The 20,921-nt window shown below is 55.6% G+C and carries 20 protein-coding genes; 11 read left to right on the top strand and 9 right to left on the bottom strand.

Annotated features, from left to right (window positions below):
* Positions 1-56: 56 nt before the first annotated feature.
* The 3 genes from SH678x_RS02055 to SH678x_RS02065 form a co-directional block, all read right to left on the bottom strand.
* Positions 57-272 carry a hypothetical protein gene (locus SH678x_RS02055; protein ID WP_496921223.1) on the bottom strand — a complete coding sequence of 72 codons (216 nt, stop codon included), beginning with the start codon at positions 270-272 and terminating at the stop codon, positions 57-59.
* A 146-nt stretch (positions 273-418) separates the two neighbouring features.
* A complete protein-coding gene (locus SH678x_RS02060; RefSeq protein ID WP_496921224.1) occupies positions 419-706 on the bottom strand; it encodes a hypothetical protein in 288 nt (95 codons plus the stop codon).
* Positions 707-971: 265 nt separating this feature from the next.
* The gene (locus SH678x_RS02065; protein ID WP_496921225.1) at positions 972-1,163 is read right to left on the bottom strand and encodes a hypothetical protein; all 192 of its coding nucleotides are present in this window, start codon (positions 1,161-1,163) and stop codon (positions 972-974) included.
* Positions 1,164-1,595: 432 nt separating this feature from the next.
* Here SH678x_RS02065 and SH678x_RS02070 point away from each other — a divergent pair, with 432 nt between their 5' ends.
* From SH678x_RS02070 to SH678x_RS02085, 4 genes are all read left to right on the top strand, one after another.
* On the top strand, positions 1,596-2,132 hold the full coding sequence (locus tag SH678x_RS02070) for an RNA polymerase sigma factor (protein ID WP_496921226.1): 537 nt from the start codon (positions 1,596-1,598) through the stop codon (positions 2,130-2,132).
* Positions 2,129-2,617 carry a hypothetical protein gene (locus SH678x_RS02075; RefSeq protein WP_496921227.1) on the top strand — a complete coding sequence of 163 codons (489 nt, stop codon included), beginning with the start codon at positions 2,129-2,131 and terminating at the stop codon, positions 2,615-2,617. The genes SH678x_RS02070 and SH678x_RS02075 overlap by 4 nt, the downstream gene beginning before the upstream one ends.
* Before the next feature lie 75 nt (positions 2,618-2,692).
* Entirely contained in the window at positions 2,693-2,935 is a 243-nt protein-coding gene (locus SH678x_RS02080; protein WP_496921228.1) for an addiction module protein, read from the top strand.
* Positions 2,925-3,233, top strand: a complete 309-nt coding sequence (locus SH678x_RS02085; protein WP_496921229.1) for a type II toxin-antitoxin system RelE/ParE family toxin — start codon at positions 2,925-2,927, stop codon at positions 3,231-3,233. The genes SH678x_RS02080 and SH678x_RS02085 overlap by 11 nt, the downstream gene beginning before the upstream one ends.
* A 16-nt stretch (positions 3,234-3,249) precedes the next feature.
* Here SH678x_RS02085 and SH678x_RS02090 read toward each other — a convergent pair whose 3' ends face one another.
* Together SH678x_RS02090 and SH678x_RS02095 are read right to left on the bottom strand one after the other, a co-directional pair.
* Positions 3,250-3,486 (bottom strand): hypothetical protein, encoded by a 237-nt coding sequence (locus SH678x_RS02090; RefSeq protein ID WP_496921230.1) that lies wholly within the window; start codon positions 3,484-3,486, stop codon positions 3,250-3,252.
* A gap of 255 nt (positions 3,487-3,741) precedes the next feature.
* Complete coding sequence (locus SH678x_RS02095; protein ID WP_496921231.1) at positions 3,742-4,137, bottom strand: 4Fe-4S binding protein; 396 nt, start codon at positions 4,135-4,137, stop codon at positions 3,742-3,744.
* A 247-nt stretch (positions 4,138-4,384) separates the two neighbouring features.
* On the opposite strand from SH678x_RS02095, the gene SH678x_RS02100 reads away from it, so the two are divergent.
* Together SH678x_RS02100 and SH678x_RS02105 are read left to right on the top strand one after the other, a co-directional pair.
* Positions 4,385-5,947 carry an alpha-N-arabinofuranosidase gene (locus tag SH678x_RS02100; RefSeq protein WP_496921232.1) on the top strand — a complete coding sequence of 521 codons (1,563 nt, stop codon included), beginning with the start codon at positions 4,385-4,387 and terminating at the stop codon, positions 5,945-5,947.
* Positions 5,948-5,966: 19 nt separating this feature from the next.
* Entirely contained in the window at positions 5,967-6,539 is a 573-nt protein-coding gene (locus tag SH678x_RS02105; protein ID WP_496921233.1) for a DUF2585 family protein, read from the top strand.
* A gap of 6 nt (positions 6,540-6,545) precedes the next feature.
* Here SH678x_RS02105 and SH678x_RS02110 read toward each other — a convergent pair whose 3' ends face one another.
* From SH678x_RS02110 to infA, 3 genes are all read right to left on the bottom strand, one after another.
* Positions 6,546-7,064, bottom strand: a complete 519-nt coding sequence (locus SH678x_RS02110; RefSeq protein WP_496921234.1) for a glycine cleavage system transcriptional repressor — start codon at positions 7,062-7,064, stop codon at positions 6,546-6,548.
* Between the two features lie 120 nt (positions 7,065-7,184).
* Positions 7,185-8,894, bottom strand: a complete 1,710-nt coding sequence (locus tag SH678x_RS02115) for a hypothetical protein (protein WP_496921235.1) — start codon at positions 8,892-8,894, stop codon at positions 7,185-7,187.
* A gap of 381 nt (positions 8,895-9,275) precedes the next feature.
* Entirely contained in the window at positions 9,276-9,500 is a 225-nt protein-coding gene (infA, locus tag SH678x_RS02120) for a translation initiation factor IF-1 (protein WP_496921236.1), read from the bottom strand.
* A gap of 464 nt (positions 9,501-9,964) precedes the next feature.
* Between infA and SH678x_RS02125 the strand changes: the two genes are divergently transcribed.
* The 3 genes from SH678x_RS02125 to SH678x_RS02135 all read left to right on the top strand — a co-directional run bounded on the left by SH678x_RS02125 (position 9,965) and on the right by SH678x_RS02135 (position 15,278).
* Complete coding sequence (locus tag SH678x_RS02125) at positions 9,965-12,052, top strand: efflux RND transporter periplasmic adaptor subunit (protein WP_496921237.1); 2,088 nt, start codon at positions 9,965-9,967, stop codon at positions 12,050-12,052.
* 64 nt (positions 12,053-12,116) lie between these two features.
* On the top strand, positions 12,117-13,013 hold the full coding sequence (locus tag SH678x_RS02130; protein ID WP_496921238.1) for an HlyD family secretion protein: 897 nt from the start codon (positions 12,117-12,119) through the stop codon (positions 13,011-13,013).
* 18 nt (positions 13,014-13,031) lie between these two features.
* Positions 13,032-15,278: a hemolysin D gene (locus SH678x_RS02135; RefSeq protein WP_496921239.1), complete on the top strand. Its 2,247-nt coding sequence runs from the start codon at positions 13,032-13,034 to the stop codon at positions 15,276-15,278.
* Between the two features lie 193 nt (positions 15,279-15,471).
* Here the strand turns inward: SH678x_RS02135 and SH678x_RS02140 are convergent, their stop codons facing one another.
* Positions 15,472-15,783, bottom strand: a complete 312-nt coding sequence (locus tag SH678x_RS02140; RefSeq protein WP_496921240.1) for a hypothetical protein — start codon at positions 15,781-15,783, stop codon at positions 15,472-15,474.
* A 191-nt stretch (positions 15,784-15,974) separates the two neighbouring features.
* Here SH678x_RS02140 and SH678x_RS02145 point away from each other — a divergent pair, with 191 nt between their 5' ends.
* Both SH678x_RS02145 and SH678x_RS02150 read left to right on the top strand, forming a co-directional pair.
* On the top strand, positions 15,975-19,478 hold the full coding sequence (locus tag SH678x_RS02145) for a hypothetical protein (protein WP_496921241.1): 3,504 nt from the start codon (positions 15,975-15,977) through the stop codon (positions 19,476-19,478).
* Between the two features lie 85 nt (positions 19,479-19,563).
* Complete coding sequence (locus SH678x_RS02150; RefSeq protein WP_496921242.1) at positions 19,564-20,859, top strand: hypothetical protein; 1,296 nt, start codon at positions 19,564-19,566, stop codon at positions 20,857-20,859.
* Positions 20,860-20,921 lie beyond the last annotated feature (62 nt).

The raw sequence follows: 20,921 nt of genomic DNA on the forward strand, positions 1-20,921 counted from the left end.
TTTCCAATGTTTCCAACTCTTCCAACTTGTCGGGGGGTGATTCGCGGACGCTGTCGCTAATTCTTGTTGAATAGTCGGATCGCAAAGTGCGCAACAAGAACTACCGTTCCCGCAATGAACAAAATTCTTCCCAGAAAATGCGTGAAGGAAATCGCCCGAATAAAAGTCACACTGACTTCAGCATCTTTATCCCTAAACCAAATACCGATTAAATGGTGAATTGCAGCGAAAATCGCACCTGCTACTAAAAGTGAAATCGCGCCCTTAAGCATCACGCTACCCGCTCCAATAGCTCCAAGAATCGTCTATTGCCGATCAGCATAACTTTTCTTTGTGTTCGCTTGCCGTTTTTTTGGTTGGTCAGGTTGGTTAACTTGGTAGGGTTTGTTTGTGATGATAGTTTCGCAATTTTTTACTGTTAAGTACGCCGTTTAACAAGAATCCAACTATCATCGTTCAGCGCGAGATAATGTGATTCTATTGTGCCATCCGCTTGTTTAAGGCGACAGTTAACCCACGGCAAACCATCTTTATCAACTTCATAGACTCGTAGTGAACGTCCACGAGCAATTAATCGCTTGTAAAGGCTGCGAGTCTCATCGCGAAAACTTTTGTTTGAATCGTTGGCATAGTGTGGTAATCGCACAATTCTTACTCGGTCGCCGACACGCAAATTTTTCCATTCTTTGTTGCTGTTACTTGCCATTGGAATTCGTTTCAGGTTTGACTGTTAACAGCGTGCCAGCCAAGCCGCTTACTTGGGCAATAAACATTTAGCCAAATCTTTGATACGCATACCGATAACGATTAACAACAGTATTGCCAATGGGCCAAGTAATGCACTTTCAAATATCCCCAACCCATTCCCGCGATACATCAAATATCCGAGTTGACTTACAAATGCCAATGCCACCAATGGGCCCAATAAGCCAAATATCTTCATGTTAGCTGTTTTCTGATTAGTTTCTTTATTATACTTCTTTCCAAAATCCGTAGGCCATCCGACCAGCCCAGCAGCCAAACACAATACAAAACACGCTGAGTGCAATTCCGATCGTATATTGCATGGCATCGGTAAAGAGCATGGTTATTCCTGCTCCTGCTATTACGGCGGAACCGTACATAGCAATCTTCGCGCTGTTTCGCTGTTGTTTAGGATTCATCAACTTGTTCACGTCTTTTGTTTGATCAAGTTCGGTTGTTTGTCATTCCCACGCAACTGGATTCCCGCCTGCGCGGGAATGACGGTTGGAGTCGTTTTTCGAGTATGCGACACGCAAGGTGATGGAGGCTAGATTCTTCGGTCGCTTAGGCTCTCTCAGAATGACCCTGGTGCTCCCCATCACCCTAGCACAGGGTGTGGCACAATTTCTACAAAAATCCGGGGAAGAATTTTTGGGCTGGAGTAATGAAAAATGGGGAGAATTTTTGGCCGTTCAGGGCGTTGGAATTCGCCGCGGTGCATATCACACGGCATCGGGACGATGCCGGCTAACGCCGTTGGGAGTGTTTTATGATTCCGAGGTAATTTTGGCCATAAATTCTGAACCGCGGGGCTCTCTCAAACGACTACAGTGGTGAGCCAGGAGTTCATAATGCAGCCAGTCGAACAAAGTGATGCCGTTATCGCCGTGCGATGCCAGTTGGGAGACCCCGCCGCTTGGGAGGTGTTGGTCGAACGCTGGCAGCCGCGGTTGTGGGGTTTCATCGCGCGGATGGTGGCTGACGAACAAACGGCCGAAGACGTGTTGCAAACGGTCTGGCTCGAAGTGGTCCGCTCGCTCGTGAGACTCAATGACCCCGAGCGACTGGCGGCGTGGTTGTATGGCATCGCTCGGCGACGGATTGCGGACCGCTATCGTGCGGCGTATCGGCGGCCTCCCACGGAGGAGTTCAACAATGTCGCGATGCTTGATGAAAGTATCGAGCAGAGTGACCGCACGGAATGGTTGGCGTTGAGTATGGAACGCTTGCATCCGACGGATCGCGAAGCCGTGTTGCTGCACTATTACCAAGAGTTACCCATCCATGAAGTCGCGCAGATTTGTGGCGTGCCGTCGGGGACGATCAAGTCGCGGCTGTTTCGCGCACGACAAATTCTGCGGCAAGTTTTAGCAGGAGAAAAATCATGACTACGAATACTTTGAGCCCTCCGACCACCGAACGTGTTTTGGCGATGATTCGCGGAGAACTTTCTACGCCACGCCGGTGGTTTTATCGCGCGGTGTTGCTGGCGGCGAGTGTGATGACGGCCGCGATTCTTTCGTTGTGGATGACCGAGTCCGGGCCGTTGCCGTTGAGGCTGCATGTGGCGTTTGGGGCATTAAGTTTGATTGGCTGCGCGTGGATCGGCGTGCTCACGTGGATTCTGTGGAGACGGCGCTGCCCCACGGCACTCGATCAAATTGCCACGGGCTGGGTCGCCACGGGAGCATGTGCATTATTTTTGGTTGTGGCCGTTGTTACGGCGGTGACTCGTGGCGATCAGCAAGCGGCGATCTGGCTCGGGCTGATTGGCATTTCGTTTCTGAGCGTGGCGGTGATGATGTTGTGCCGTGCGTATGCTTGGCGTGAAGAACTGGGTCGAAAGCTGGCGGAGTTGGAAGGGAAAGCTTGAATGGCGATAAGCCAGCGTGAAGAGCGAGTTGGTGCTGATTGTTATTCATGCTAAAATTCAATGAGGAGAATTCAAATGACTCAACATGCCGAGCAATTACTCAATCAAGCGATGCAGCTCTCGCAAAGCGAACGCGAAGTGCTGGCCGATCAACTTTATTTGAGCTTGGAAGAGACAGGCACCGCCGACGAATCGATTAAAACCGCATGGAGCAGTGAAATCGCGCGTCGTCTCGGCGAGGTAGATGCTGGTACCGTAGTTCTTCATTCTGCCGACGATGTTCACGCAGACGTCAGAAAGATGATGCATGGCGAGTAATTTGCCAATCAAATATCATCCGGAAGCAAGAAGCGAAGTGCTTTCTACAGTGCGATGGTATTTATCAAAAAGTGCAATCGTCGCACAATCTTTTTTTGAAGAACTTCGTATTGCTGAGCGCCAAGTACAAGAAAATCCTGAAACTTGGGGTGTTTATGAGCAAGAATGCCGCATCTATCGGCTCAGACGATTTCCATACGGTGTCGTTTACCAGCAACGTGAAAACTATATCTTGATCTTGGCTGTCGCTCACTTGCATCGTAAACCAGGATATTGGAAACATCGGGTCCCATCTTGACCTAAACATTGAGAGATCACGCCGGGTCACGCACTTGATGTGCTTTGAATGCCGGCGCTTTGTCGGCCACGGATTGTTGCATGTGCCGACGCAACTCGGCGAAATCTTCTTCGGTGAGCTCGTGAGTTTCGGTCGCGGCTGGGTCACCGAGGGTGAGATAACCGATCGTGACGCCACTCGTGTCGACGACTTCCACGCTGCCATTGGCCGTGGCAAGTTCCTTGGTCTGTTCGGCAGTCAGGATAAGACGCATCGCAAGGCTCCGCGTAAGCACCAACGGGATAAGAACGGATGGTCATCCGCGATTTTAGGCGAACCAATGGCTGGTGGAAATCGATGAATTGCTCGGAAATGAAATAATCGGGGTAATGGGCCAGTTAGCTGAGAGCTGAGAGTCCAGGGTCAAGTGCCATGCAGTCTGGTTCTATGCTCTGGACTCTTCGCTCTTGACTATCTAGATTCTTCGGGTCGTGCCATAAAAATAAGCTGGCCCCTCAGAATGACACTTTTAGTTGGCGGCGCGGAGTTCGGCGAGATTTTGGGCCGTGCGTACCAGGCGGTCCCAGTTGTCGCGGATGTATTCCGGCGGGCCACCGACTTGGGCCATCACTTGGGCCGCCTTCTCGGTGGGGACCATTTCGATCGCGTCCCAGGGGCAGACCTTCAAATCGTAGGGATTCGATTTCTTTCCGGGAATATGGACGCAAACTTCGCAGCCGACGCAGCGCTCGAGGTCAATCTCGCACCACTGCTGATTGCCTTTCACGATGCCGCCGTCAAGCGAAAGCAAAGTGATGCAATCCACGGGGCAGACTTCCAGACAGGATTCGCAGCCGGTGCAGTTGTCGGCGTTGATGATCGCCAACTCTTTGGGAACTTTTTTACGAGGACCAGCTTTGGCCATGGTTCGATACGCGCTATGGGAGAGCGTTGGTTACGCGGGAAAACATTGTGAAATCTGTCACAATCTTACTCCACGAGGCCGCTCAAGCCAAGCGCGACCTGCGCTTTTCCCTGCCCTCGGTGAAACGCTCGCCGCCACTTAAGCCCTTGCAGCACTGGGAATTCCCGGCAAAATGCTGCTCAAGACGTATTCTTTTCGCTCGTCAATGCGATTCCCATTCCCACTGACTTTTCCGAGGTGAGCGGCCATGGCCAGACTATCGAAACTTTTCCCGCTGCTGCTAGCGATTTCTTGGTGCGCTTTCGGTGCGGAGGCTCCCGCCGACGATTTGCAGGCCGTCGGCACAATCCACGGCGACCAGCCGGGGGGGCAAATCAGCCGCCACATCTACGGCCACTTCATGGAGCACTTGGGCCGCTGCATTTACGACGGCGTGTGGGTGGGCGAGGATTCGCCGATTCCCAACACGCGCGGGATTCGTAACGACGTGATCGAAGCGCTCAAGAATGTGAACTGCCCGAACTTGCGCTGGCCCGGGGGATGTTTTGCGGATGACTATCATTGGCGCGACGGAATTGGTCCGCGCGACAAACGACCCAAGACCGTCAATATGTTTTGGGGACAAGTGGTCGAAACGAATGCCTTCGGCACGCACGAGTTCCTCGACCTGTGTGAGTTGGTTGGGGCCGAGCCCTATATCGCCGGCAACGTGGGAAGCGGTTCGCCCAGTGAAATGCGCGACTGGATTGAGTATCTCACTTACGACGGCAAGAGCACACTGGCCGATCTACGACGGGCCAACGGACGTGAGAAGCCGTGGAAGATCACGTACTTCGGCGTGGGGAATGAGAACTGGGGCTGCGGTGGGAACATGACCCCCGCGTTCTATGCTTATTTGTTCAAACAGTTCGCGACGTATTGCCCCGACTTCAGTGGCAACAAACTTGTGCGCGTGGCGTGCGGACCGAATGGCGGCGATCCCGCGTGGACGGATGCGGTGACGCTGCGTGCTGGTCGGCACATGCAAGCGATCTCATTGCACTACTACACGCTCGCCGCACCGTGGAGCGATAAACTCCCCGCCACGGGTTTCAACGAAGAAAAGTGGTTTGGCATTCTGCACGAGACGCTCAAGATGGATGATATTCTTGAAGCGAACGACAGTATTCTCACAGGCTATGATCCCGAGAAGAAAATTCCCTTGTTCGTCGATGAATGGGGGACTTGGTACAAGAACGAAGAGAACACGAACCCCGCGTTCTTGTATCAGCAAAATACGATGCGCGACGCGCTCGTGGCGGTGCTGAATTTCCATATCTTTCACAAGCACAATGAACGCGTGAAGCTGGCGAACATCGCGCAAATGGTCAACGTGTTGCAGGCGATGATTCTCACCGAAGGGGAGAAGATGATTCTAACGCCGACTTACTATGCGTTTGAGATGTGCAAGGTACATCAGGACACGACCTACTTGCCGGTGGAGATCGAAACGTCGGCTTACAAATATGGAGATCAGGAAATCCCCGCGGCCAGTATTTCGGCTTCGCAAGCGGCGGATGGCGTCGTTTATATTTCGTTGGTGAACACAAGCGCGAACGATCCGGTGCAGGTGCAATGCGAGCTCAAGGGAATCGAGGCCACGAAAATGACAGGCCGCGTGCTGACAGCGTCTGCCCTGGATGCCCACAACACATTTGATAAGCCGGGGCACGTGAAGCCCACCGAGTTCAAAAACGCGGAGATTCAAAACGGCACGTTGAAGGCCGTTCTGCCGCCTCATTCGGTCGTGGTGTTGAGTTTGTCGAAATAGATTTTGACTTGGGAACCGCATGCAGCTGAAAATCCTTGAGCGGAAGAATTGGCCGTGGCTGGCGATTGTGGCCACGATGGTGCTGACGGTTTGGCAGCTTCGCGCCCAGGGTCGGGTTTGGTTTTGCGAATGCGGCTCGTTGAAGTTTTGGGTTAACGATCATAACGGCTCGCATACGTCGCAACATCTGGCCGATCCGTATACGCTCACGCATTTTCAACACGGCCTCGTGTTTTTCTGGGCCGTGCGAATTGTTTTCAAACGGTGGAAATGGCAGTGGCAATTGTGGTTGGCTCTGGCCATTGAAGCGGCTTGGGAAATCGTTGAGAACACGTCTTGGGTGATCGACCGTTACCGCGAAGCGACGGCGGCGCTCGGTTACACGGGGGATTCGATTCTCAACAGTTTTGGCGATCTGCTCGCGTGTTTTCTGGGGATCGTCGTCGCCCACAAAATCGGTTGGCGGGCTACGTGGGTGGTGTTCTTCGCCTGCGAAGTGCTGCTGATTTTCACGATCCGCGACAGCTTGCTGCTGAATATCTTGATGTTGTTCTATCCGATTCAGGCGATTAAAGAATGGCAGATGAAATAGTCGCACTCACTCCAACGTAAGATCAACCATCATATCAGCGGCGACTTGCTCGAGCGCCACGCGGAGGGATTCGATTTCCAAGCCTTGTGGCAGGCGAAGTTGGGCCGTGGCGTGAAAGAGGGATTGGCCCGTGGTGGGGGCGGCGGTGCATTCGGTGGCGAGCTCTTCCACGTTCACTCCCTTGGTGGCGAGAACTTGGCTCACCTTGCGAACGATGCCGGGTTGGTCGAGGCCTACGAGATCGAGCTGTGCGATCATTCCCGTGGCCGCCGTGGCCCCCGTGGGATCGGCGCAGACCATCGATTCCAAACCTTGGGCTGATAGATTCTTGACCGCCGCGGAGAGGGCGTTGGCCTGGGCGGGAGCAATTTCCACGCGTAAGATGCCGGCGAATTGGCCCGCGAGATGAGCCATGCGGCTCTCGACCCAGTTGCCGCCATGTTCGGCGACAATCGCCGCGAGCGAATCAACGAGTCCCGGTTGATCGCGCCCTAAAACCGTAAGTACCAGTGAAGTCTTTTCCATCGCCGCCGCCTCCCTGAGCTGTCATGGTGAGACGGAGAGTATATCCAACAAAAAGGGCATCGGCTACCTAGGTAACCGATGCCCGTCTGTTGTAGGAACGAATTGGAGTAACTTGATACGTTACTCAACCGCACCAGCGGGAACGCCGTGAGCGCCCATGGCCTGCATCTGCGACGCTTTGACGGCGACGCCGATGGCACGCATGACGCCCTCTTCAGCTTCGAAGCGAGTCCGCAGACCGTTTTCAACTGGCTGGGCAACGATCTTCACGTGATCGCGGCCAACGGCTTCGGTCTTGAGAGTTTCGGCCACGGCTTGAAGCACTTGGTCTTCGGTCTCGAAGGCGGCAATCGTGTTGATGATTTGGCCAACCGAGATGCTCAATTCCATGGGGGCAATCGACTTGCCGGGGCTGGCTGCGGAATCATCGATCACTTTCTTGGCGGCGGTCAGGCAATCACGACCCATCGCAAAGTAGACCGAATCCTTGCCGATGCCGACGGCGAAATCAATCGTTTCGCCGAAGAGCTTCGTGGCTTCATCTTCCTTGGGGGTGGGAACGCTGAGGGTGTGGAACGTCACGCCCGCATGCGATTCCGCACTCCACTTGGGGGCAGGATGATCGGGCTTGTTCTTAGCCACTTCAGCCAGTTTCTTGAGACCGGCTTCGACCTTCGCGGGGTCGGCAATGAAACCGCCAGCCACCACGGTCACGGCTTCGGGCGAAACATTGGCCACGGCACCCATGTCCATCTTGCCGGCTTCAATCGTGGCAACCAAGGCGTCGATGAAATCGTTGCAGGCTGCCTTGACGTTTTCCTTGTCGGCTTCGCTATCCAGATCGTCTTGTTCATCAATCGCGTTGGCGATTTGCGACCGCAGCGATTCGACCATTTGCTTCGTCTGAGCGACGTCACTTTCGTTGACCGTGGAAGCGGTCATCATCATGCCGGCGGCATCGGGTTGGAAGAATCCAGCAAAGTTGGTCTTGGTGTCCTGCATGGTCTTCAACTGATCGGCGAGCTGCGTACCAGCGACCGCCGTGTAGATGAAGTCGATGAAGGCCCGTTGCTGATCGCCGTCGATCGATAGGCCGAACGTGAACTGATCGATTTCTTTGATCATCCGTTCAAGTTGTTCGACTTGGCCGTTGGCGAGGGCGGTGCGAGCTTGGTATTGTTCGTCGGTTTCGTCGGGCTTGCGTTTCATGCCCGCTTCCATGCCCGCGCGAAGTTGTTGCATCGCCATTTGACGATACGGCTCGGGAATGTTCTGCACGTTGGCGCGAATGCCGAGGTCGTATTCGTCGACCAGCGACTTAAAGGCCGCGACGGGATCGGCGGGGAGGCCTTCGAGCATTTGCGGCATCATCGACAGGAATGTCCAGCCCCCTTCGTTCTTGCCGAAGAGCGTTTGGCCGTTGGCGGTGATTTGGGTGATGCCGTTACCCGCGTCGGCGGTGGTGACACCGAAGGCCTTGAGGTTACCCACGAAGGTGGCGAGGTCCTTGATCGGCAGGCAGATCGCACCGCCGAAGTTCATGCCATCGCTTTGAATGAGCACACCGAGCGGCTGATTCTTTTCCAAACCTTGGGTGAAACCAAGAATGAACGGCTCGAATTGGGAAGCGAGTTCCGGCTGACCGGCCAGGCTGCCAATAAAGTTGACGTCTTGCTTGAGGGCGTCGTAACCAGCGAGCGTGATCAAAACGACCGGCTTCATTTCGGTGGTCGCTTGGGCACGCACGGTGCCGGCGACGGCCGACAGGGCGAAACTCGCGATAAGCGCGATTGAGAAAAATTTCCGGATGGAAAAGCTTCGATTCTTCACAGTGATTCTCCGTAAGTCGAATAAATAAAGACCGCGTGTGCCTCGTGATTGCATGTTGCTCGAAGGCGAGGGCGGCGCCCGATTTGCGGCCGAAACGGCAGGCGGGTAGATAGTTATACTGTTATACGCCCGGCGGGACGAGGTTATTGCAGAGAATTAGGGAAATTCGGCAAGGAAAGGCAGGCTGTTTGAGGGGCGCTCAGGGAGGAGCGGCCGGGGCCAGGGGATGCTCGTTCCCCGTGCCGCTATAAACACCGCTGGGCGAGCCAGCAGTGGCACCCTCAATGAGCGTCAGCAGTGGCCCCCATTGAGATCGTGGCAGCCCAGTTCAGAGCGCAGTTTGAGCTTTCCGGGCGAAATGCTGCGGTAGAAAGGAGCGGCTTAGCGCTCGCGGAAGGTAATGCGGCCCTTGGTCAGGTCGTAAGGGGAGAGTTCCACCCGCACCTTGTCGCCGGGGACGATGCGGATAAAGTGCTTGCGCATCCGGCCGGCCACGTGAGCGGTGACGACGTGTCCCCCCTCGATTTCAACGCGAAATCGCGTATTGGCCAATGCCTGGGTGACGACCCCTTCAACTTCAAGGGCCTCTTCTTTCTGCTTCGACATAAAATCTTTCGTTGGGAATCGATTTCTTGTGCCGCCTACTCTCGACGCCGAGACATGGCAACAAGTCTTTTAATCCTACCACTTCCCGGGCTGAGTTCCAAGCGAGATGTGGAATTTGGCCGGGGTTGGAGCCGTTTTTCCGCCTTGAATGGGTGACCAGGGAGTTGTCGCTCTCCGCAGGCCGACAGTTGGGTGCTGGCAGCACGGGCTGGTTTTGGGCGGAATGCGCGCTTTGTGACGGTCAAAACGCCCCGTGTCGTAACCTTCGACCCTGTATGATGTTTGACGTTGGCGGTCTAAGCACCACAATGATAATTGCCTGAAGCCATCAGGCCGATGAGTTCGAATGAAATGCTATCGCCCACCCACTTTCGGGGTTTGCGTAGCCTAAACCGTTCGATGATATCCCCTTACGCTCGTCATGGTCCGCCGTGTCCACTTCATCCGACCCCTCGCAAGCCACTGTGTCTTCAGCGCAAAACTCCCCTGACGACGATGCCGTCCAGCGCGCGAAGTTCGAGATTCAAAGTCTCGTGCAAGAAGTGGTCGAATTGAGCCGTTCGGGAATCGAGCCGGCCGAATTTTTCGCCGCGATGATGGATAAGTCGGTCTCAGCACTGGCGGCGATTGGCGGCGTCGTGTGGATGCTCGAAGAAAACGGCGCGCTCAAGCTGGAATACCAAGTCAACCTGCGCCAGACCGGACTCGCCGAGAGCGAACAAGCTCAGATGCAGCATGGGCGAATGCTCAAGCAACTGATCGACAAAGGCGAGCCGACGATCGTGCAGCCGCACTCGGGGGGCGAATCGCAAGACGACGCCGGCAACCCGACGGCCTTTCTGTTGGTACTCACGCCGATCATCAGCGACCGCGGCGTCGAAGGGATGATCGAAATCTTTCAGCGTGCCGGGGGACGGCCCACTACGCAGCGCGGGTATTTGCGCTTCCTGGTCCAGATTAGCGAACTGGCGGGGGAATACGTCAAGTCGCGGCGGTTGAAGCATTTCACGACCAAGCAAAGTTTGTGGGAACAACTCGAAGCGTTCACCACGCTGGTTCACAAAGCGCTCGACTCGCGCGAGACAGCCTACACGATTGCCAACGAAGGACGCCGGCTCGTTGGTTGCGACCGCGTGACCGTGGTGCTGCGCAAAGGGACCAAGTATCAAGTCACGGCGATCAGCGGTCAGGATACGTTCGACAAGCGATCAAACGTTGTCCGTCTGCTTCGCGAACTGGCGACGACGGTCTCTCGCACGGGGGACGATTTGTGGTTCACCGGCGATACGTCGGACCTTGCGCCGCAAGTTGAAAAAGCGGTCAACGCTTACGTCGATGAATCTCACACCAAACAACTAGCGGTGCTGCCGCTGCGTGAGTCGGACAAGGAACTCGACGATTCGCCCGAAGCGAAACGCGATAAGAAGGCCGAGAACATCCTGGGGGCGATTGTCATCGAGCAATTGGTCGATAGTCGGCCTCCCGATGGGATGCTCCAGCGGATCGAAGTCGTGCGTCGCCATAGCGCGACGGCGCTCACCAATGCCCAGGAATTTGAAGGATTATTTCTGCTCCCCTTGTGGCGGCTGTTGGGCAAGACGCGCGTGCTGGTCACCGCGAGAAATTTGCCCAAAACGATCGCGGCCAGCCTCTTGATTGCCGCAGCGGTGATTGCGCTCTGCACGGTGAAATACGACTTCACGATGGTGGCCGACGGGAAGCTGCTCCCCGAAGTGCGCCGCGACGTGTTTGCGGGCATAGATGGCCTCGTGACCGAAGTGCCGGTGGTGCATGGTCAGAACGTCAAAAAGGGCGATCTGTTGGCCAAGATGCGGAGCGTCGATCTGGAGTCGCAGATCACGCAGCTCGACGGCGAGTATCAACGGTTGTTGGAAGAAATCGCCACGACCGATCGCCAGCGACAGATGCTCACCAACAATCCCGAACGTGACCCCGTGGAACTCGAACAACTGACGGGAAAGCTCGCCCAATTCGAGAAGCAGCGGTTGAGTGCTGAGAAACAGCGACAGTTGCTTGACGAAAAAGAAGCCGAATTAACAGTCAGCAGCCCGATTGATGGTCGCGTTGTCACCTGGAAGGTGCGGCAGTTGATCGAGAACCGCAACGTGCAAAAAGGTCAGCGGCTGATGGAGATCGCCGATCCTGCGAGCGATTGGGAGCTGGAAGTTTATTTGCCCGAAGCCAAGATGGGGCATGTTGTTGAATACTTCCAGGAACTGCGTAAGCAAGATCCGAACGCCAAGCTGGAAGTGTCGTTCATCCTGGCTACGCATTCTGCCGAGCATCTCACGGGCACGGTCGAAGAAATTGACACCAGCGCCGAAGTGCAAGGCGAAAAAGGAAACACCGTGCGGATGATCGTTTCGTTCCCCCAGGAAGACTTGAAGCGGTTGGTGAGCGACCCCGTCAATGAGCTCAAGGTGGGAGCCGACGCGAAAGTCAAAGTCATGTGCGGCCAGAAACCCGTGGGCTACGTCCTGCTGCACGACCTGTTTGAGTTCATTCAGTCGCGAATCCTGTTCCGACTCTAGGGGCAAGCGATAATTACGGAAGCTTGAATTGTTCAGGCCGACGGTTGCTTGAGGAGATTGCTTGATGAGATTGACGGTAGCTTTACTGGCGGTGCATTGCCTGACCAATGGGGTTTGGGCGAATGGCACGGCTTCGGATCACGTGTTCGAACCATGCCATGTGCGCGTGAAGGACGAAGTGGAACTTCCTGCTCAGAAGGAAGGGGTCATCACCGAGCTCGGTGTGATTGAAGGCACTTCGGTGAAGGAGGGGGACAAGATCGGCGTGATCGACGACCGCGAAGCGAAGGCGGCCGTGAAGATCGCGAAGTTTGCCGAGGAACAGGCCCTACAAAAGGCGAAGGATGATATCGAACGTCGTTTCGCGGCGAAGAGCGCCGAAGTGGCCAAGAAAGATTGGGACCGCGACGTTGAAGCCAACCGGCGCTCGCCCGGTGCTGTTCCCGAAATTGAAGTCACGCAAAAGAAGTTGATGTACGAGAAAAGCCAACTCCAGATCGAGAAGGCCGATAAAGATCAACTGTTGGCTGCACTCGATGCCAAGACGAAATCTGCGGAACGCGCCGCGGCGGAAGTTGCGCTCGAGAAACGGACAATGTTCGCCCCCTTTGATGGCGAAGTTGTAAGATTGCATCGCGAGAAATCCGAGTGGGTCAATCCGGGGGATCCGATTCTCACGTTGATGCGATTCGACAAGCTGTACGCCGAGGCCAAGGTCCCCGTGAATCAATTCGATCGCGAAGAATTGTTGGGACAGAGCGTGACTGTGACCGTGCCACGGGCGCGGGGGAAGGAAAAGTCATTGCCGGGTAAGATCGTTCACGTGAGCCAGCTCGTGGAAAGTGGCGGCTACTGGGGAGTGCGCGCCGAAGTGGAGAACACCAAGGAAGGTGATAGTTGGGCCATTCAGCCAAGCCTCAGCCCACGGGCGAAGATGACGATTCACGTGGAGCAGCAATAGTTCCGCGCTGCGAAGCCCATGGCCACGTTATCTAACAGCATCGTTTCGAGTTCGTCGCGGAAGCTCGCCATTCGCGCGCGGCCCGATCTCAAGGCGCGTAAGCAGCGCTACCAAGGTCGCGTCTATTGGGTGGTCAAGGATCCGGTGGGGCTTCAGTATTTCCGCTTCGAAGAAGAGGAATACGCGGTGCTGCGGATGCTCGACGGTGAGTCGAGCCTGGAAGATATTGCTGAACGGTTTGAAAAGGAATTCCCGCCGCAGACAATTCGCGTCGAGGAGTTGCAGAATTTCATCGGCATGCTGCACCGCAGCGGACTTGTGCTGTCTGATTCGGCGGGGCAGGGGGTGCAGCTCAAGAAACGCCGCGATCAAAAAAAACGGCAAGAGCTGTTGCAGTCCCTCAGCAATATCATGTCGTTTCGGATGCGGGGGATCGATCCCGAGCGGATCCTGAACGCCATGTATCCGTGGGTGCGGTGGTTCTTCACCGTTCCCGCAACGATTTGCGCACTGATTTTGGCGTTGAGCGCGTTGACGCTCGTGATCGTGCAGTTCGACGTGTTTCAAGCGAAATTACCATCTTTCAATTCATTTTTCGCGGCCCAGAATTGGATGCTGATGGCGGGTGTGTTGTGCGTGACCAAGATCATCCACGAATTTGGGCACGGGATGTCGTGCAAACATTTCGGCGGTGAATGTCACGAGATGGGGGTGATGTTTTTGGTGCTCACGCCGTGCTTGTATTGCAACGTGTCAGACTCGTGGATGCTGCCCAATCGTTGGCATCGCGCGGCGATCGGCGCTGCGGGGATGTACGTGGAAGTGGTGCTCGCTTCAATCGCGACGTTCATTTGGTGGTTCAGCGAACCCGGGTTTTTGAATTATCTCTGCTTGAACGTTATGTTCGTCAGCTCGGTCAGCACGATCATGTTCAACGCGAATCCGCTGCTGCGCTATGACGGCTATTACATTTTGAGCGATATTTTGGAGATCCCGAATCTGCGGCAAAAGGCCAGCACGATTCTGAACAGGAAGCTCGGTTGGTTATGCTTAGGCTTGGAGGAACAGGAAGACCCGTTTTTGCCGCACCGTCATCAGATGTGGTTCGCTCTGTACACCGTGGCGTCGTTCTTCTATCGCTGGGTGGTGTTGCTCTCGATTTTGTATTTCTTGAATAAAGTGTTCGAGCCCTATGGCTTGAAGATTTTGGGGCAGATGATCGCGCTGGGTTCGATCTACGGCATGTTGGTGATGCCGCTTGTGAAGATTTTCAAATTCTTTCGCGTGCCGGGGAGGTTGAGCAAAGTGAAAAAGGTTCGCATGTATGCCAGCATGGCCGTGGTGGCGGCCGTGATTGGAGCGATCTGGTTCATCCCGTTTCCGATGAGCGTGATGTGCGAGTTTGAATTGCAGCCGCGCGACGCGGAAACGGTGTACTTCGACGTGGCGGGGACTTTGGAAGAGGTTTATGTCAAACCGGGCGAACATGTTGAGAATGGCCAGCTTCTGGCGCGGATGAGCAATGTCGATCTCGAGCTTGAGGTCGAAAAGCTACGTGGGGAACGCGAGGCGAGCCAAGCTCAGCTGGAGACCTTATACCAAATGCAGTTTCACGATCCGAACGCTGGCTTACAGATCGAACTCATTCGGCAACGCTTGGCGGCTCTCGATGAACAGATGAAACAGAAGGCCGACGACATGAAGCGGTTGGAGCTGCGCGCCAAGCAGGCAGGCACGGTGATACCGCCCCCCTATCGGGCCGATCAAACGGGTGAGCAGCAGATCGCGCTGGCGGGGTGGTCGGGTTGGCCGATGGAAGAGAAAAACATTGGAGCCTCGTTTTCACCCGATGGACAGGATAATGTATTTTGCCAGATTGGCGATCCCGACGAATGGGACGCGGTGCTCGTGATCAGTCAGAGCGAGATGGACTTGGTGAAAGAAGGGCAGAAAGTGCGACTCATGTTCAACGAGTCGGCTTATCATGTGTTTAATAGCACCGTGGAATCAATCGCCGATGACCAGATGGAATCGGTGAGCCCACGGCTGGCCAGCACATCGGGGGGCGCGGTCCCCGCTCAGCATGACCCGAATGGGTCAGTCAAACCGCTGTCGACCTCGTATCAAGCGGAAGTGCGGCTCGATAATTCGCTGGGGCTATTTCGCAACGGCCTGACGGGCACGGCCCGGATTCAGACTGAGCCCCGCACATTGGCCTGGCGGATGTGGCGTTATATCACGCGGACGTTTAATTTTGATTTGTAAGAACGAAGCAACTCAGACTTCTTGCTCTTCAATAGGGCATTCCACTGTGCATGGTTCATAATGAAAAGAAGCACGATAGCCACTGATTTTCACGGATGAAACACGGACCATTGGGAGTAATGTCCCGTGGGGGATACCGTTGCCGTTGCGTAAAAAACCTTCTCTATTCTTAATATCCGTGTTCATTCTGTGCTCAATCCGTGGCTAATTTCTCTGGGCTTGGCGCTGTAGCGATAGAGGGGTGTGACTTAAGCTTTACTTGAAGCAAGGCGTCTTGACGATCAAACAAAGCCGCGACACGTTCGTCATCCATCGGGCGAGATTCACCGAGTTTGCTGGACTTGATGGCTTCTTGGATTTTTGTTCGAGCAACTCCAAGTTCACTTTGGTAGCGTCGAAATTCTTGGAGAGCTTCTTCGAGGCTTGTGCCATTGAGGTCGCCACCCCATCGATGATCGATGTAGGCGTTAAAAGCATCACGTTCTGTGAATCGGCTTGTGCTCATGGATTTCACCTTTGTCTTTAAATTCTAACATAGACTTTGTTCGAGGCGAGCGAAGGATTTGCTCGGAAATCTGGAATTCCGCTAGCACGCGACTCGCTCTAGGACCATTTCTGCTGGCGGTTTAGAATCGCGGCGCTTTATTCTTTCCGCGCGGCTATTGCCGTGCTTTCCTTGCCGCAAATTCTCAGATCATGGCCAAGCGACGTTCTGCCACCAAACAGCTTGCCGACGAACCGGGCGAAGAGCAACCGTCGCGGCCGCGCAAAAAACGACGCTTCTTGCGGCGATTACTCGTGCTGGGTGTGTTGATGGTCGGCCTGGTGGCAGCCGCGCCGTTTGTCATCACACATTCGCCGCTGCGCGATACGTTGCTGAATTGGCAAATGCCGGTGGGGGGGTGGCGGATCCAATGCGATAGCGCGTGTCTGAGTTGGACCGGTTCGCAAGCCCTTGCAAACGCGACAATCTTTGACCCCGCGGGCAATCCGTTGTTGAGTTGGGAGTCACTTTCGCTGGAGCGGTCGCTGTTGGGCTTGCTGCTCAATTCGCAAGACTTGGGAACCGTGCGGATTGTGAAGCCGACCGCTACGATCGCCACGCGAGCCGATGGCAGCAACATCGAAGATTTTCTCAAAGCCGTCGCCGAGCAGCAGGAGGCGAAGGGTTCGTCGGCTGAGAGCGCGCCGCGATTGATTCAACTCGCCATCGTTGACGGAACCGTGCGGGGACTCGATCAAGCGAGTGGCAATCTGTGGAGCATCGAGCAGCTGAATCTCACCACGAGTTTGGGAACCCCGGACGGAATCGTGGTCGCCGATGGCACGGCGAGCATCCCTGGGGTTCAGCCAGAAGCGGCGGGGCGCGTGAAGTTTCGTATGTTGCCCGCGGAAGATGGGCGACAGCAACTTGATTTTTTGGCCGAGGGACTGCAACTGGCCACGCTGAGTCCTTGGATCACACGCAAGCTGGGCGATTCCCAAATGGCGGGGACAAGTTCGCTCGATGCTCATGCGATTTGGGCACAGTCGGAAAATGAGTCGTTGGAATTGAACACCTGGGGACGCGCGGAAGTTGCCGACTTTCAGATGACGGGGGAGAAGCTCCATGGCGACAAGCTCTTTAGCAGTCAGTTGGTCCTCCCTTGGAAGGTGGCGTTTGCCGATGGTGTGGTCACGGCCGAAGAATTCAAGTTCGACAGCGATTGGGCGAATCTCAGTGCTAGTGGCTCTGTGGCACTCGCTGAGTTCCAAACGCTCAGTTATCAAAACTTGCCCAAGCAAAATTTTGACATAACCGGCAAGCTCTCGCTATCGAAGCTGGCCAAGATGTTGCCCGCCACGCTGCAAGTGCGGGAAGGAATTCAAATCGATTCGGGCGATTTGCAAGTCGACGCCAACGGCGGCGATCAAGATGGCGCATTTCAGTGGTCGATCAAAGCGGTGCTTGCCAACTTAGTGGGGCGCGATGGCGGGCGAGCGATTCAATGGGACGAGCCTGTCGCGATCACCGCCAATTGGGTTGAGGCGGCCAATGCCGCGCGGTTGGACCGTGTGAAACTTTCGGCATCGTTCGCGCAAGGTGATTTCACAACGACCGATGATCGCATTCACGGCAAGTTCCTCATTGATCTGGGAAAGCTTTTTAAAGAACTTGGGCAATTTGTTGATCTCGCGGGCATCGCTGCGATTGGGCAGGCTGAGGGCAATCTCACGTTGTCGGCCAGCGAGGGCGACATCTTCACCGCCGAGGCGGAAGCAGAGCTCAAGGAAGTTGTCGTTTCGCAGCAAGGACGGAACCTCTGGGAAGAGCCGCAACTGGATGTGAAACTTGTCGCGGGAGGAACGGCCGCGGCGCTGGTTCCGAAATCACTCAACAGTGGAAGCTTAGAGTTGCGCAGCGCGCGGGATGTGCTGAGTGTGAAACTGCTCGAGCCTTTTGATTTGACAAGGCCCGCTGCTTGGTCGGCGGAGGTGAACGGAACGGGGGCACTCGCGGCTTGGGCGGGGCGATTGCGGCCCTGGACGAACGCGGTGCCGGATGAATTCAGTGGCGATGCTGCGTTGCGAGCGAAGGTTACGGCTGGTGAAGGAAACGTACAAGTTCGCGATTTGAATGGCAGCGTGAAACAACTGCACATTCTTGACGGCAACGTGAATCTCGACGAACCGCAGATTCAATTCTCTGGCGATATGCAGTGGAATTCGGCGGAACGAAAACTTGCCTCGCAAGAGTTTCAATTGACGAGCAGTGTCGTCGCGGTGCGCTCGCGGGAATTGCGGTTCGAGTTTCCCACGGGGCGAGTGCCGGTGATGACCGGCGAAATGGCCGTGCGGGCGAACATGGAACGATTGGCCGGCGCGGCAGGACTGATTGGGGGACGCGATGCGACCTGGCCGCGCGGTTCCGCGGCGGGTGTTGCCAGGTTTGCCACGAGTGCTGAACAAGTGGTTGCTGATTTCACATTCGACGCCGAGCAATTGCAGCTGGTCAAAGCGTCGGCCGCTGGTCCGCCCGTGGTGATCTGGTCGGAGCCGAAATTGCACTCCGCGGGGAAGGCGGTTTACGAAATCGCCAGCGAACAGGCCAGCGTGGAAAATCTGTTGCTAGAAGGCCAGACGGTGCAAATCGCTGGAGGGGCTGCGTGGGCCAAACCTTTGGCCAATGGTCCGATCTCTGTGAAAGGAAATTTGCAGTACGATGCGGCGGCGCTTGCTGGCTTAATCGCGAACTACGCTGGGCCAAGCGTCACTGTGCAGGGTGATCGTATCATTCGCTTTGATGCGCGTGGCCAGTTGCCGACGGGTGACAACGCAGCGCATTGGTCGCGGAATTGGCAGGGGACGGCAGAGACGGGTTGGACGGGTGCTTCGGTGTTTGGTCTGCCCATTAGTGCCGGCAAGCTGCAAGCGACGCTCGCCGAGGGTCGCATACAGACGGCGCCGCTGGATGTTTCGGTGGGCGAGGGGAAACTCACGACGAATTCGCTGGCCATCTTAGATCCCCCGCCGCAAAAGATTATCATCCCGGCTGGGCCCTTGTTTACGAACGTGCAGATCTCGCCGGCGGTGAGCGAGCAGATGCTGAAGTACGTGGCCCCAGTGCTGGCCGGTGCGACGCGCGTCGACGGCAAGTTCTCGCTGAGTCTGACCGAAACCCAAGTGTCGCTGGCTGATCCCAAACAGACTCGCACGGCGGGGCAGTTGGGCGTTCATCAATTGACCGTGCTGCCAGGTCCGATGATCGCCGACGTGGTGAATATTATTCGGCAAGTCGAATCGCTCAAGAATCCTCAGAATCTGTTGGGAGCATCGGCCGAGCCAAAGCAAACCAAACTGCTTTCGATGAACGATCAGCAGATTGAATTTCAGGTGGTTGATGGCCGGGTGTATCATCGCAAACTGGAATTCATCATCGACAAAGTGCCGATTCGCTCGCAAGGTTCGGTCGGGTTTGATCAGACGCTGGCCTTGGTGATCGAGATCCCGATTCAAGATCGGTGGATCGATGGCGAGGACGCGCTGCGAGGACTGGCTGGCCAAACTTTGCAGATTCCCATCCAGGGGACATTCCAAAACCCACGGATCGACGAACGAGCCATTGCCGACATCACACGGCAATTGATCCGTAACACTGCCCGGGAGGCCATCGGCGGGGAGATCAACCGGCAGTTGGAAAAGCTGTTCCAAGGGAAGTAGTTAGCCGGCATCGTCCCGATGCCGTGGTGAAGATAAACACGAGTCTTATCGGCAGTGGGACACTGCCGGCTAACAAGAGCTCAGCATGCTACGAGTTTTTCTCGCCATTTTGTTTTTGTGTGCTGCGACGCTCCACGCGCAATCGCCTGCGGACTGGCCGGCACCGCGGGTGGTGGATGCCGCTCAAGCTCAAGCGGCGGGCCTTCGCGAAATCACGGGCCGGCATCTGCGATTGTGGACGGACGTACCTGCAAGCCCAGCAGTCGAGGAATTGCCGCGGGTGTTTGATGCGGCGGTGCCGATTTGGGCCAAGTATTTTCGCGTATCGCCAGATCGTCTCCAAGATTGGCAAGTGCAAGGGTTTCTGATTCGCGATCGCGCGAAATTTGCTGCGCTCAATTTGCTGCCGAAGGACCATCACGATTTCTTGAATGGTTACGCGCTCGGCAACGAGTTGTGGCTCGAAGAGCAACCGAGCGATTACTATCGTCGGCACTTGTTGTTGCACGAAGGAACACACAGCTTCATGCTCTCGTTCTTGGGGAGCGCCGGGCCGGGTTGGTATATGGAAGGGATGGCTGAGTTGTTGGGGACGCACCGTTGGCAGGAGGGGCAATTGGAACTCCGCGTGCTTCCCGCCGATAAAGAGGACGTGCTGATGTGGGGGCGGATCAAATTGATTCGCGACGCCGTGGCCGCGGGACAAGCACGCTCGCTGGGGCAGGTGCTTAGTATCAGCAATCGGGAAGCCCTTTCGGTGGATGCTTATGCTTGGTGTTGGGCACTCACAAAGTTTCTTGATTCGCATCCGCAGTATGGCGAGAAGTTTCCCAAGCTCGCCGCTCAGGTCAGCGCGCCTGACTTCAACGAGCGATTCCGCAAGTTATATCATCAAGAGTGGAAGAATCTGGAGTTTGCCTGGCAAGCTTTTCTGGCAGCGCTTGATTACGGCTACAACCCCGAGCGGATGGCGATTGAATCCCCGCGTGCGGCTGCGATGAATGAACCGATTGAGTTTAAGCTGGAAACAAACCGTGGCTGGCAAGCCGCGCCGAGCTTGTTGAAGAGGGGCCAGAAGTACAAAGTCACTGCGCAGGGAAAGTATGTCATTGCCAACGATGGTGAACCGTGGCCCTGCGAGCCCAATGGCGTGACGTTGCGATATCACGATGGCCAGCCTTTGGGAGTGTTGCTGGGCAGCTTGCGTTTGAAAAGTAAGCCCAGCACATTCGCTCAGCCCGAGGTGATTGGCCTGGGTACCTCGTTAATTCCCGAGGACGACGCAATTCTCTACTTGCGCGTGAACGATTCCCCGGCGGAATTGTCTGAGAATCAAGGGGTGATCGACGTGCGCATCGAGCCGGTTTCCGGCGGCGATTGACACCCTCGGGGATGGCTTCAACAATAGTCATAGCCACAACTTTTGACTGTTATCTCAGCGTA

The organism is Bythopirellula superficialaquae, from assembly GCF_059632245.1.